A 13,674-nucleotide genomic window follows, 5' to 3' on the forward strand; every position below is an offset into this window, starting at 1 on the left:
ATTATAAAGCTTCCTTACCGGGAGCTTTTTTGCTGAATACATTACAATACACTCTCCGTTAAAAGCAGAAAGCCTTTCAAATAAATTCGAAAGGCTTTCTTTTATATTACATTATCAATTTTAGTTTCTGTTTTTCAGCATGATCCATCCTGACCAGTTCATCTGAGCTTTTGATTTCGGATATTCAAAATTGAACTTATACCAGTATGTTGCTGTAGGAAGTCTCTTACCACTTACCGTTCCGTCCCAGACTGGATTTTCTTTTGAGAACCTGAACATTTCCACTCCATATCTGTCATAGATAGAACCCGTAAAGTTTTTAAAGTCTCCAAGAGCCTTAAGATCCAATACATCGTTAATTCCATCTTCGTTTGGCGTAATGATATTGTTGATCTGCAATGTAAAGAATTCAAGAGATCCCACACAATGCGTACCTACTCTTCTTACCAAAACAGTATAGTTTGTATTGTCTAAAAGATTCGTAAATACATTTGAATCCTGCCATGTGATACCACCATCAAGAGAATATTCCAAAGTGCTTGGTGTATTGTTCATTGGCGGGTTTTCAGCTGTAATTGTTACTGTTTTTTTGATGCTTTCATAATTTAATGCAGTAACAAAAGGAGTTGCTGCCCCCATTACTTTGGCTTCAAAAACTTTCTTACAGATACCATTATCAATTTCTACTGAGTAGATTCCCCATTGGTCTACATCAATTTTCCGTGTTGTAGCACCTGTACTCCAAAGATATTTATAACCATCACCGGCTCCTGCATCCAGAGTGACAACATCACCGACACACATTTCAACGTCTTTTAATGTAGAGGTAATTTCCGGTGTCACTTCAATTCTGATCGTTGCCGGATTAAGAGATTTACATCCTTTTGCCCCAATCGCATATACTGTAAATGTTGTAGTCTGATATAGAGTAACCGTCTGCATATTCCCTGTTCCCATGAAATTGCTCCAAAGATACGTATCTCCTCCTTCAGCCGTAAGGGTTACAGATTCTCCCGGACAGATTTTTATTCTCGAAGATTTCACTTTAGCGGTTGGTGTTGCTTCTTTCTGCAATGTCAATTCTACAATTTTGCTACAGAATCCTCCATTGGAAACAAGAACATACAGAATCTGGCCATCGTTACCATTATAATTTAAAGGTGTCTGGATATAGTTGTTATTCTGTGCAACAGCATCCGCCTGATTTTCATAAAATTTAAAGATTGCTCCAGGCGTTGGGCTGATGGTAGGCATAATTGTACTTAAATCGAAAGTAGTAATATCCGGTGTGGTACAAAGCAGTAATGTAGCATCCTGAGCCTGAGGTGTTGTTCCTCCGTGAATCTGGATTGAAGCTTTACCCGGACATGGATTACCAGGAACACTTACTTCGATTGTATAAGTACCAGGCTGTATTGCAGTAATGGTATTGGTTGTAGCATTCGGGATTGGTGCTCCATTAAAAAACCACTGGTATACAAGGTTAGGATCATTTACAGAAGCTGTAATGACCTGAGGTACATTATCACATACATTAATATCTGAAGGCAGTTTTGTTCCTGCAGGATCTAAAAGGTCTACCCCGATATTGAAAGATCCTCCTTCAAGGAATACAGCAGAATCATAACTATGGTCACTGTAATCAGCAATTACCATTTTGAAATGGTATTCCTGTCCTGCCACTACTGTTGCTGTGGCAGTCAATGGAATTGTTCTTCCGTTAAAGTTGGTTTCAACGTTACCTGTGTTGTAACCGGCAAAATACTGCTCGTTTACCGCACCACAACTGGTTCCGATTGCAGGGTGGATATTGGTAATACTTACCGGACCTGCACCTCCCGGAAGTACAGCCATATTCACATAAGGTCCACCTGAAGTAGGTCTCAACAAGATGGCAAATGCATCTGCAAAGGTACAAGGGAAAGATCCAGTATATTCTTCTGATGCAATAAGGTAATTAAATTTGATCTGAGAAGTTGTTGGAACGAAGTCAAACTCCAAAAGAACGGCATCATTCAGTCTGCTTTCCACAACCCCGATTACCTGTGCAAGATCAGCATCTGAACCTCCACCGTTAACATCACTCAAACCGCCTTCAAAAGTATTACCAGCTCTTCTTGCATACCCTGTGGAAAGAATAAGCCCGTCTTTAAAAGGGAAATTGGTTGCAGCCTTATGAAAATATCCCCATGCTCTGTTTGCCTCACTTGCAGCGTGGTTAGGAGTAATTTTTACATTGGTTACATTGGGAGTAAGGCAGGTATTGGTCCCGGAGGAGATCAATACATCTTTAACCATTTTTTCAATAGTGTAAGCGGTTTCAGGATACTGCGGAGCATTCACATCAATAAAAGCACCAGCTCTTGCAGACAGATTTGAGGGTGTTTCTTTGGCGTGTTTTCGTGGTGGCAGGTTTTGTGAAAATAAAAAAGTCGAGATGACTAAAAAAAATAAACAAAGCGGTAGATATCTTCTCATAATATTTTTGTTTCAACAAATTTAATTTTTTTTTAAATATCTCATATACATATTTGCATTTTTTACTATAAAAAAACAAAACAAAAAGCATTTACAGTAAATTTTCATTAATCAATCCCTATCCGGACAAATCATACCTGTTGTACCAACATCGTATTACAAATAATTTTAACATATTTTCCACTTATTTTACATAATTCACAAAAGACGATTAAATATATTCATCAAATCAAAAAAAAAATCTTTCATTACTGAAAGATTTTTTGATCAATTTTTATTTTTATAAAATCTAGTTTCTGTTCTTCAGGAGAATCCATCCTGAACGCTGTTCCATTTTCTTACTGGCTGGATTTTCCCATTGTACCCTGTACCAATAAGTAGCAGTAGGAAGATTAATTCCCTTTAAAGATCCTGTCCAGATAACATTTCCTTTACTTGCTTTGAATACTTCAGCACCGTACCTGTCGAAAATAGAAGCTGCGAAGTCTTTGTAACCGCTTATTCCGGTGAAATCAATAGTATCATTGATACCATCCATATTAGGGGTAATAGCGTTGCTGATAATGAATGTAAAATAATCCAGCGAAGTACCGCATTTAGCACCTTTCACTCTTACCATTACAGTATACATGGTATTGTTCAAAATACCTGTAAACACATTCGATTCGTGCCATGTCAATCCTCCATCGATGGAATATTCTAAAACTCCGCCTGTAGGGTTACTTGCCGTAAGCGTAAGAATATGATTATCATACACAATATTGGTAAACTGCGGCAGATCAGGATTAATAAGCTGTGCCGAAAAAGTTTTGGAACAAACCCCATTACTGATTGTCACAGAATATGTTCCGGGAATATTAGTTGTTATGGTTTGAGTAGTGGCTCCCGTGCTCCATACATAAGTATAGTTTGGTCCTGAACCGGCATCCAGTGTTCCTTTATCTCCGGCACAGACAAATACATCTTTTAAGGTAGAAACAATCGCCGGAACTACTTCAATAGTAACTTTAGCCGGATTCACAGAGCTACATCCGTTTCCTCCCAATGCATATACTGAATATTCTGTTGTTGCTGTAGGAGTAACTACCTGAGTATTTCCGTTTCCTGTGAGGCCTATCCAGTTATAAGTAATTCCACCTGTAGCAGTCAATGTTACAGATTCACCTTCACAAATTTTCAACTTAGAGGCTGTAAGGCCTGCTATTGGCGGACCTACCTGAACAGTAACTGACGCTGGTGTGGCAGAAATACAACCATTTGCTCCAACAGCAAATACCGTATATACAGTAGTTGTGGTAGGCGAAACCACCTGGGTATTTCCATTTCCTGTAAGACCATTTCCCCAGTTATAGGTTACCCCTCCGGAAGCCGTTAATGTTACGGATTCTCCTACACAAATACGGGGTTGTGATGAAACTAATGCAGCAACAGGCTGTACTTTATCTTCCTGTACTGTTACTGTCGAAGTAAAGGTACAGCTCAGGTTTCCTGGCTGTGATACATTCGTCACTGTTAAAGTATAGGTTCCGCCGGCGCTTACCACAGGGGTAAGTGTATTAGCTCCTGAGACAATAGTACCTCCGGTGGTTGTCCATGCAATGGTAGATCCTACCGGTACAACAGATGCTGATGCATTGATGGTAACCTGTGGTGTTGTACAGGTAATTGTTTGTGGTGCAGCAATGGTAAGCGTAGTTTGAGCCGTGCTTAATAACTGCAGAGATACTACATAGCTGCAGCCTCCATTACTTACCAGTACATAAATAGTCTGGCTTCCTCCCGGCGGCGTATATGTTGTAGGTGCTGCAATAAAGTTTCCGTTAGCAGCATTGGCATCAGCCTGACTGACGTAGTAAGTAAAAGTAACTCCTGCAGTTGTGGTGATCTGGGGCTGGGCTTCCGTAAGATTATAAGTTAATCCCGGCTGATAACATTTATGAAGTGTTGCATTTTGCGCTGTGAAAGGTTCTGAAACTTCTATCGTTATCGTTGCAGGGTTTTGAGAAACACATCCATTCGCTCCCACTGCTGTTACAGTATAAGTGGTGGTGGCAGTAGGTGAAACAACCTGTGTATTTCCGTTTCCTGTAAGGCCATTACCCCAGTTATAGGTAGCTCCACCTGAAGCGGTAAGTGTTACAGAATCTCCTTTACAGATTTTTATTTTGCTTGCTGTAAGCCCGGTAACCGGCGGAGCACTGTTTCCTGTCACGGTTACAGTTCCTACCGCTGTACAGCTGATATTTCCTGGCTGATACACTTTTGTGATGGTTAAAGTATAAGTTCCTGCAGCATTAATCACAGGATTTAAAGTCGTTGCTCCTGAAACAATATTCCCTCCCGTAGTCGTCCAGTTGAAAGTAGCTCCTGCCGGATAAACGGAAGCTGATGCATCCAGCGTGGTCTGAGAATTGTTACAGGTAAGCACTGCCGGAGGGGCAATGGTAGGTATCATCTGTGGAGCTTTTACCAGTTGGAGTTGTGCTACTTTTGCACAGAAACCGTTGGCTACTCTTACATACACCGTTCCACCCGCACTCTGGTGAGCTGTTGGATTAGGGATTGTATTGGCATTTCCTGCATTGGCATCCGCCAAAGTAGTATAATATGAAAACACAGCTCCCGGAGTAGTACTTATAGAAGCTTGTGCTGATGTTAAATTAAAAGTTGCATTTCCGGCAGCATAACAGGCTGTTAATGTAGCATTCTGTACTGTAGGAGATGTTCCGCCAACTACTGTAATAGTAGCTTCCCCCGGACAGGTATTCCCCTGGATGAAAACCTTAACGGTGTATACCCCTGGTGCTATTGCCGTGTAACTTGCATTGGTAGCTCCTGCAATCGGAGTAGTACCCTGATACCACTGATACGTTATATTAGGTCCCTGCACAGAGGCTGTAAAAGTCTGTGGAGTATTATCACACATATTAACAGAGTCAGGAAGCTGCACGCCAGCCGGATCCAGGATTTTCACCCCGATATCAAATGACCCTGCTTCAAGAAATACTGCTGAATCAAAGTTGGGATCCTGATAATCCGCAAGCACAATTTTAAAATGGTAGGTTTGCCCGGGGATTACAGTTGCTTTGGCAGTAAGAGGAATGGTACGTCCGTTGAAATTGGTTTCAATCTGAGCGGTATTGGTTCCTCCGTAATAGGCTTCATTCTTAGGCCCGCAGTTTTGATATTGCGGGTGTATATTCGTTACACTTACAGGTCCTGCTCCTCCCGGAAGCACTGCAAGATTGGTATAAGTAGGATCTGTTGATTTTTTTAACAGCAGAGCAAAACCGTCTGTGATTGTACATGGAAAGTTTTGCTGATATTCTTTAGAAGCAAATAAATATCTGAATGAAATTTCAGTAGAGGCAGCCACAAAGTCAAATTCTATAGAGGTGGCATTCGTGAGGTTATTATTACCGATTCCCAAAGCATTCGCAAGATCTATATCACCTCCGGTTCCAAGATCATCACTTAAAGTTCCCTGAAGAGTGTTCCCTGCTTTATTGGCATATCCGGTAGAAAGGATAATCCCTTTGCTGAAAGGAAAATTGGTATTTGATTTATTAAAATATCCCCAGCTTCGGTTCTGGTTGGTAGCGGCCAGGTTGGGGGAAACGGTTACATTGCTTACACTTGAGCTGGTACAGGTGGAACCTCCGGATATAAGAACATCATTGATCAACTGAGTAATAGGATAGCCGGATTCCGGGTAACTTGGTGCATTCACATCTATAAAGGCACCTGCTCTCAAAGAAGCAGCAGTAGGTTTTGATGCTATTTCTACCCTTCCTTTATTTTGAGCCAAAATAAAGTTTCCCATGAAAGCTAAAAATAACGCTAAAAATAAATTTCCTATCCTCCTATTTAACATTTTATATTATTTTAAACAAAAATACTATTTTTTTTAATTGAAATTCAAGTTAACACAATTTACATTATTACTAACGCAAATTTATTTATGTTAGAATATCAACTTTGTTTATTTTTAAAATAATAAAAAAAGACTGACAAAATAGTCAGTCTTTCAGTTATAGTTCAAATTATTCTATATTTTTAAGCAATATCCAGCCTGTTTTCACAGTAAGTTCCTTGCTCGCAGGATCTTCGAAGGTTACCTGATACCAATATGTTGAAGTAGGAAGCTTTTTACCTTGGAAATATCCGTCCCAATACGGTCTGGTCTTCGCTGCTTTAAACACTTCTCTTCCATATCGGTCGAAAACCTGTCCGCTGAAGTCTTTATAATTAACCACACCACTGAAATCTATGGTATCATTAATATTATCCCCGTTTGGAGTAATTACATTTTTCATGACGAATGTAAAGAATTCAAGGAAACCGACACAGCTTGTAAATTTAACTCTTACCCTGATCGAAATGATTTTATTTTTAGGGACATTATTAAATACATTGGAAGACTGCCATGTAACTCCGTTATCTACTGAATATTCCAGGATACCGTTACTTGGATTATTTGCTGTAACGATCATGGTTCCACTCTCATTATAATCCACTTTTATCACTTCCGGAATTACAGCTTTAATCACCTGAGTTTCGAACTCTTTTGAACAAACCCCGTTACTGATTACTACTGAATACTCCCCAGGAGTACCTACTGTAATGCTCTGACTCGTTTCACCAGTACTCCACTGATAGGTATATCCTGGTCCTGAACCAGCATCCAGAATAATTTTATCTCCCTGACAGATATGGCCTCCTTTTAAATTTGAAACAATAGCCGGTACTACTTCAATGGTAATACGTGCCGGCTGAAGAGATTTACATCCCTGTGCTCCGATAGCATATACTGTGTAAGTGGTAGTCTGAGTTGGGCTTACCGTTCTGATTCCGCCGGTAGCGGCTGCTGAATCACTCCATTCATAGGTTACACCGCCGGTAGCGGTTAACAATACGGATTCTCCGGCACAGATTTTCAATCTTGGTGCTGTAACCAATGCTGTTGGTGTTTCTTCTTTTCTTAACGTTAAGGTTGCAATTTTACTACAGAAAGCACCATTGGAAACCAGAACATATAATATCTGTCCATCTGTTCCTGTATAATTGGTAAGATTGGTGATATAACTGTTATTTTGAGCCTGCGCATCAGCCTGATTTGCATAAAAACGGAATACCGCTCCCTGCGTTGTACTGATCAGAGGTTTTGCTGTTTCCAGATTAAAACTGGTAATTGCTGGTGTGGTACAGAGCTTAAGTTCAGCATTTTGTACAGTAGGGCTTGTTCCTCCAATAATGGTAATAGTAGCTTCGCCAGGACACTGATTTCCCGGAACCATTACTTTTACCGTATAAACTCCCGCCTGGGTAGCTACATACACGGCACTGGTTGCCCCCGGAATGGCCACTCCGTCTTTGTACCATTGATAAGTCATGCCCGGAATTGCTGCCACCTGTGCTTTCAATTGTTTTGGAGTATTATCACACATGTTGATACTGCCCGGCAGCACTACTCCTGCTTCATCTACAATTTTAATTCCTACGTCAAAAGATCCACCCTCTAAGAAAACTGCAGAGTCATGAGAAGGATCTTTTGCATCAGCCAATACCATTTTGAAATGATAGGTCTGCCCTGGAATTACATCTGCAACAGCTGTCAGAGGTGTTGTTCTTCCATAGTAATTAATAACCAGATGCGGATTGGCCAAAGCCCCGAAATAATTAGCATTGATAGGCCCACAGCTGAATCCGTTTCCTGCAGGAACGATGTTGGTTGCGCTTACAGGTCCGGCACCTCCCGGCAGTACAGCCAGATTGGTATAAGTAGGATCTCCCACTTTTTTCAGCAAAAGGGCAAAGGCATCGGAATACCCGTCACAAGGATAGTTGGAAGTATATTCATCTGAAACGAAGATATAATTAAATTTCACCTGATTGGAATTCGGAACGAAATCAAATTCAAGAGCCACGGCATCCGTTAAGCTAACGGTAGCTCCGGTAGCGGCTACAAGATCTGCATCACTTCCTGTTCCTACTGATTGTCCTACAGCTGACACATAGCTATTACCGGCTTCTGAAGCGTATCCTGTAGTAAGGACGATACCATCGGTAAAAGGAAAGCTGGTAGTTCCTTTATGAAAATATCCCCAGAATCTGTTGCTGTTAGTCACATCATGATTCGGAGATACGGTAACGTTGGTTACATTGGCTGTTGTACAGTTGGTACCGCCATTGATCAGAATATTCTTTACCAACTGCTCCGGTGTATAATTGGAAGGTGTATATGGAGGTACATTCACATCAATGAATGCTCCAGCTCTAAGACTGGCCGCAGAAGGTTTTATTTTTTCGGACTTCCTGACGGGTCTCGTCTGAGAAAATGTGGAAGCAGAAATCAATAAAAAAGAAAAAAGGAAAAAATAGTTTTTTAGTCTATAAATTAACATTTTGTTTTCATTTGTTCAAATGTAGCAAAAATAATTATACTAATTCCCCCTTAACCACTACTATTTTATAATTCATCGTGTACATTCACAATAAATTTTTCTTATCGTTACATTTTCCATAAATCATTAAACCGAACAATTCAGACATAAAAAAACAGACTAAGAGGTTTAGTCTGTTTCCATTTTTAATAAACTTATTCCGTCTGTTTATCATCTTTTTTCAGCTGATCTATTTCATTTTGTAACTGCGAGATAATATCCTTTAAAGCTTTAATTTCATTTTTGTTGGAGCTTACATTGCTCTTGAGCATTACATTTTTCGCTCTTTCATTGTGGTCTTCCTCATCCTCTTCTTCGTTGATCTCTTCAATATCCTCACTGATTTCCTCAATGTCTTCCTGGATATCTTCAATATCCTCATTGATCTCTTCAATGTCTTCGCTGATTTCTTCAAGATCTTCCTGAATGTCTTCGATATCTTCGCTGATCTCCTCAATGTCCTCCTGGATATCTTCAATTTTCTCGTGGCTTTTATTCACAGACATCTGAATGAAGATTGCCAGATAAATAGCTTCCAGGGAAAGTACGGTCGTAAGAATCAGAAGCATTTTATCAAAATCAACGATATTCAGCATCGGAAGTAAAAACGAGGTAAGGAACAGCAGGGTATGAACAATCAGGGACTGAATAGATCCGATCCATGAGGTAATGCTGTCTGCAATTTTCTCAAGAACTTCTGTTTTTTCGTTATATTTTTTCATCCTTTCTATTTTTACAACAGTTCTTTTGTTACTCCTAATCCAAACAATGCAAAATCATATTTTGCAGGGTCTTTTTCATCAAATTTTCTGATGGCAATATCCAGCTCCTCCACTGTTTTCCAATCATTTTGTGTCCTCGAAACCAATCCCAGTTTTCTGGAAATGTTCCCGGTATGTACATCCAGAGGAATGGAAAGATATTTTTGATCAATATTTTCCCAGATTCCAAAATCTACTCCTCTTTTGTCTTTACGCACCATCCATCTTAAAAACATAATAATCCTTTTGGCAGAGGAATTCTTATAAGGTGAACTGATGTGTTTATGGCTTCTGTGCTTTTCTGTTTCCAGAAATCCGTTTCTGAATCTTTCTATGGCATGCAGAAAGTTATTTTCTGTCTTTTTTACTTTAAATAAACTTTCCAGACTTTCATTTTCATTATAAATTCTGTTGAACTGTCTGATAAAATAAGAGAAATCCTGTCCGTTGAACGTTCTGTGAATACTTTTATCCTGAATACTTTCCAGATCTTTTTCAGAATAACTCATTACAAAATCATAGGGTGAATTTCCCATAATATCAAGCATTTTATCTGCAGAATTAATGATCGACTTTCTGTTTCCCCAGGAAATTGTTGCTGCCAGAAATCCTGCAATTTCAATGTCCTGTTTTAAAGAAAAGCGATGCGGAATCTGTATCGGATCATTTTCAATAAAATCAGGAGCGTTATACTGATCTGCTTTTTCGTTGAGAAAATCTCTGAGTTCTTCAAATTTCAGCATATTATTTTAAATCTTTACACTCTCCAATGCTTTTGGCAGAAATGTATTGGGAAATATTTCTCTCGCCTCATCAGTAAATACGGTCAGGTCCCCGTATCTATTAGAAAAGTGGCCTAAAATCAACTTTCCGACCTGAGCTTTCTGAGCTATCGTAGCAGCTTCCAAAGCTGTGGTATGACCTGTATAATCAGCCATTTCCTTAAGATCATGTAAGAATGTGGATTCATGGTATAGAACCGTTACATTTTTAATAATCGGGATGACACTTTCAAGATAACGGGTATCACTGCAAAATGCATAGGATACCGATGGAGCCGGATCAACAGTCAGAATTTCATTTTTAAGAACATAGCCATCACTCAGTACAAAGTCCTTCCCTGCTTTGATATTGTGATAATCGCAGGTTTCAATTTCGCTGTATTTCGCAATCTCCTTCATATTAAGATGTCTGTCTTTCGGCTTTTCTTTAAAAAGATAACCGTTACAGTAGATTCTGTGATCCAGCGGAATAGTATATACTTCTACCCTGTTGTCCTCATATATTTTTTCAGAATAATCTTTATCCAGTTCATGATAAATCACTTCAAAACCACGGTGGGTTTCTGTGATCTGAAAAATAGTTTCCAGCATCTTCTTAATACCTTTAGGACCGTAAACATGCAAAGGCATATCTCTTCCTAAGAGACGGAAAGAAGCTATAAGCCCTGGCAGCCCAAAACAATGATCTCCATGAAGATGAGAGATAAAAATATGATTGATTTTTGAAAATCTTGCTTTTGCTTTTCTCAGCTGAACCTGTGTACCTTCTCCACAATCGATCAGGAAGAGTCTTTCTTCCATTTCCAGCAGCTGTGCTGTGGGTGACGTGTTGATGGTCGGAATCGCAGAGTTAAAACCTAATATTGTTAAATAAGTACTCAAATCAATAATTTATGATGACAAATGTACAACAGAAAAACTAAATGGGGATTTCGCCCTGATATGTAAACTTAATCGGTTACTTTTAAAAAATCCATAAACAGGTCTAATGCCTGTTTGCGGTGGCTGATTTTATTCTTGTCTTCAGGATCCATTTCTGCAAAGGTTCTTTGATATCCTTCAGGAACAAAAATCGGATCATATCCGAAACCTTTGAAACCTTTATTTTCTGTCAGTAAATTTCCATGAACTCTGCCTTCAAAATATTGCGCCCCGTTTTCATCATAATAGCAAAGAACCGTTACAAAATAAGCCTTTCTGTTTTCAATTCCCTGCATTTCTGCCAATACCTTTTCGATATTTTTTGCAAAATCATGGTCTCCGGCATAGCGGGCTGAGAAAATCCCAGGTCTTCCATCCAAAGATTCTACGACCAAACCGCTGTCATCTCCCAAACTTGGAACACCTGTTTTTTCAAAGCAATATTTAGCCTTGATCAGGGCATTGGCATGAAATGAATCTCCGTCTTCTACAATTTCTTCGTGAATATTATAATCGGTAAGACTTTTCACCACGCAGTCACTTCCCAGGATCTGTTGGATTTCTTCTTTTTTATGTTCGTTGTGTGTAGCTACTAATAATTCCATTTCTATATTCATTTTCAATTTTACTTTTTAAATCGGGTAACTTACATTTCAGCATAATGCACTTTATACTTTTTCATAAACAGGTAATAGAATAAGGAGAAAAGTACAATTCCTGCAGCTAATACAAGCCATTCTGAAATATGAAGAACTTTTGCAAAACTCTCATCTTTACCATAAAGAACCAACAATGACAGTGTTAAATTATTAAACGCATGCAGTAATATCGGCATCAGTAAAGATTTTGTTTTATAATAAACCAATCCAAGCACACAGCCCAGCATCACTGCACTGATAAACTGCCATGGATTTCCGTGAACTATTCCAAAAATAATGGAAGCATACAAAATTGCTTTCCAGGGTTCTACTCCTTTATTAATCAATCCTTTCTGGATAATTCCTCTGAAAATAATTTCCTCAAAAACGGGAGCCATAATAACAGTCATGATAATCATTATCACCGGATTATCTGTCAATTGACTCATCAGCCTTGTAAAATATTCATAAAAATCTCCAAAAAAAGGCCCTGTAGTTGGGATCTGAGCGGCTACAAATTCAGAAATAAACATCATTCCCGCCATCATTGGAAAGATGAGGAGATAGGTTGAAAAATTAACTGATGACATGTTGAAATTAAGCTTTTTTTGTGTGGTACGCCTTACGATAAAAAAGTCAAAAAAGGCAATAGCAGTAAGGAATCCTACAGAATTCGCTACCATCAGAAACCAGTCTTTCAATTCAATATTTTCCCTGAAAACCACTTTCCAGAAAGTACTGAATAAAGAAACAGCCATTGTTCCCACGAATAATCCAACCACCAAGACTACACCGCCCAACCATGTAAACGTAAACTTCGGATATTTGCTATTTTCCATCCTTTCTCTCTAAAAAAGTTTATGAAAACAAAGATAATTTTTTTGACTGCTACAGGCAACTAAAAAAGGATTTTCTTATTTTCGTTCCTTTATCCATGAACATCACAAAATGAATACAGAATTTCCATTCCAAAGATTTGAGTCTGCAACCAACAGGTGGATGACTGTTGTTCTGAATGCTCTTTTCTTTGTGATGTTTATTTCTTTCGTTTTGCTTTTTGTTTTAGGTCCTGCTTACGGAATTTACAGAAGAGGGTTTGAAGCTATGCTGTACCCTGCCTTGATCAGTTGGGGACTTTCATTGTTGATTTTGATTCCTGCGATCCGTTATATTATTAAAAGGAAAAAGCCAGCCCATACAATTGTGGTTGATGAAACCGGCCTCTTATTTTATAATTCAAGAAATGAAATTGCAGATCAGATCCTCTACACAGATCTCCGGCCTTCAAAACAGAATTTTGATATTTACACAGTCAATCCGGTAGGATCAGGAATCACTCCTTTACTGGAGGTAACAGTCTTATCAGATAAAAAAGAAGAAACAACAAGGCGTATTGATATGAATCTACCTTTTAAAGTGGTTAAAAATAAATCTGCTTTGTATGCTCATTTTCTGCACGGCATTGTTATTTTCCGTCCTGATTTAACGATAGATCCTTTTGCTTTCCGTAACTACTCTATTGACACAGAAACATGGAAAGTAAACAGCAATGGAATTTCTCTGGGAGGCTGGCTCTTATTTCTGGCAGCACTCATAATTACCGCACTTATATGCGGGCTAGTTTTTTTGTTAACTGAAATCAAGAATTAAA

9 protein-coding genes are annotated in these 13,674 nt (G+C 38.9%); 1 reads left to right on the forward strand and 8 read right to left on the reverse strand.

Features of this window, described 5'->3' with window-relative positions; genetic code table 11:
- Nucleotides 1-120: 120 nt before the first annotated feature.
- The 8 genes from JNG87_RS11190 to JNG87_RS11225 all read right to left on the reverse strand — a co-directional run bounded on the left by JNG87_RS11190 (nucleotide 121) and on the right by JNG87_RS11225 (nucleotide 12,862).
- Nucleotides 121-2,478 carry a choice-of-anchor L domain-containing protein gene (locus tag JNG87_RS11190; RefSeq protein ID WP_202838512.1) on the reverse strand — a complete coding sequence of 786 codons (2,358 nt, stop codon included), beginning with the start codon at nucleotides 2,476-2,478 and terminating at the stop codon, nucleotides 121-123.
- Nucleotides 2,479-2,767: 289 nt separating this feature from the next.
- On the reverse strand, nucleotides 2,768-6,352 hold the full coding sequence (locus tag JNG87_RS11195; RefSeq protein ID WP_202838513.1) for a choice-of-anchor L domain-containing protein: 3,585 nt from the start codon (nucleotides 6,350-6,352) through the stop codon (nucleotides 2,768-2,770).
- Between the two features lie 169 nt (nucleotides 6,353-6,521).
- Nucleotides 6,522-8,882: a choice-of-anchor L domain-containing protein gene (locus JNG87_RS11200; RefSeq protein WP_202838514.1), complete on the reverse strand. Its 2,361-nt coding sequence runs from the start codon at nucleotides 8,880-8,882 to the stop codon at nucleotides 6,522-6,524.
- A gap of 194 nt (nucleotides 8,883-9,076) precedes the next feature.
- The gene (locus JNG87_RS11205) at nucleotides 9,077-9,643 is read right to left on the reverse strand and encodes a DUF1003 domain-containing protein (RefSeq protein ID WP_202838515.1); all 567 of its coding nucleotides are present in this window, start codon (nucleotides 9,641-9,643) and stop codon (nucleotides 9,077-9,079) included.
- An 11-nt stretch (nucleotides 9,644-9,654) separates the two neighbouring features.
- Nucleotides 9,655-10,425 carry a TIGR02757 family protein gene (locus tag JNG87_RS11210; RefSeq protein WP_395972929.1) on the reverse strand — a complete coding sequence of 257 codons (771 nt, stop codon included), beginning with the start codon at nucleotides 10,423-10,425 and terminating at the stop codon, nucleotides 9,655-9,657.
- A gap of 6 nt (nucleotides 10,426-10,431) precedes the next feature.
- Nucleotides 10,432-11,346: a ribonuclease Z gene (locus JNG87_RS11215; RefSeq protein WP_110009301.1), complete on the reverse strand. Its 915-nt coding sequence runs from the start codon at nucleotides 11,344-11,346 to the stop codon at nucleotides 10,432-10,434.
- A 68-nt stretch (nucleotides 11,347-11,414) separates the two neighbouring features.
- Nucleotides 11,415-11,990, reverse strand: a complete 576-nt coding sequence (rdgB, locus tag JNG87_RS11220) for an RdgB/HAM1 family non-canonical purine NTP pyrophosphatase (RefSeq protein WP_395972927.1) — start codon at nucleotides 11,988-11,990, stop codon at nucleotides 11,415-11,417.
- A gap of 41 nt (nucleotides 11,991-12,031) precedes the next feature.
- On the reverse strand, nucleotides 12,032-12,862 hold the full coding sequence (locus tag JNG87_RS11225) for a CPBP family intramembrane glutamic endopeptidase (protein WP_110009300.1): 831 nt from the start codon (nucleotides 12,860-12,862) through the stop codon (nucleotides 12,032-12,034).
- 109 nt (nucleotides 12,863-12,971) lie between these two features.
- On the opposite strand from JNG87_RS11225, the gene JNG87_RS11230 reads away from it, so the two are divergent.
- On the forward strand, nucleotides 12,972-13,673 hold the full coding sequence (locus tag JNG87_RS11230) for a hypothetical protein (RefSeq protein ID WP_202838516.1): 702 nt from the start codon (nucleotides 12,972-12,974) through the stop codon (nucleotides 13,671-13,673).
- Nucleotide 13,674: the final 1 nt, after the last annotated feature.

Origin of the sequence: Chryseobacterium cucumeris (genome assembly GCF_016775705.1) — a bacterium.
Lineage (GTDB): Bacteria > Bacteroidota > Bacteroidia > Flavobacteriales > Weeksellaceae > Chryseobacterium > Chryseobacterium cupriresistens.

Excerpts from the sequence above, each read along its gene's own strand:
- JNG87_RS11190 (WP_202838512.1), bottom strand. The coding sequence starts at position 2,478 with ATGAGAAGATATCTACCGCTTTGTTTATTTTTTTTAGTCATCTCGACT.
- JNG87_RS11195 (WP_202838513.1), bottom strand. The coding sequence starts at position 6,352 with ATGTTAAATAGGAGGATAGGAAATTTATTTTTAGCGTTATTTTTAGCT.
- JNG87_RS11200 (WP_202838514.1), bottom strand. The coding sequence starts at position 8,882 with ATGTTAATTTATAGACTAAAAAACTATTTTTTCCTTTTTTCTTTTTTA.
- JNG87_RS11205 (WP_202838515.1), bottom strand. The coding sequence starts at position 9,643 with ATGAAAAAATATAACGAAAAAACAGAAGTTCTTGAGAAAATTGCAGAC.
- JNG87_RS11210 (WP_395972929.1), bottom strand. The coding sequence starts at position 10,425 with ATGCTGAAATTTGAAGAACTCAGAGATTTTCTCAACGAAAAAGCAGAT.
- rdgB (WP_395972927.1), bottom strand. The coding sequence starts at position 11,990 with ATGGAATTATTAGTAGCTACACACAACGAACATAAAAAAGAAGAAATC.
- JNG87_RS11225 (WP_110009300.1), bottom strand. The coding sequence starts at position 12,862 with ATGGAAAATAGCAAATATCCGAAGTTTACGTTTACATGGTTGGGCGGT.
- JNG87_RS11230 (WP_202838516.1), top strand. The coding sequence starts at position 12,972 with ATGAATACAGAATTTCCATTCCAAAGATTTGAGTCTGCAACCAACAGG.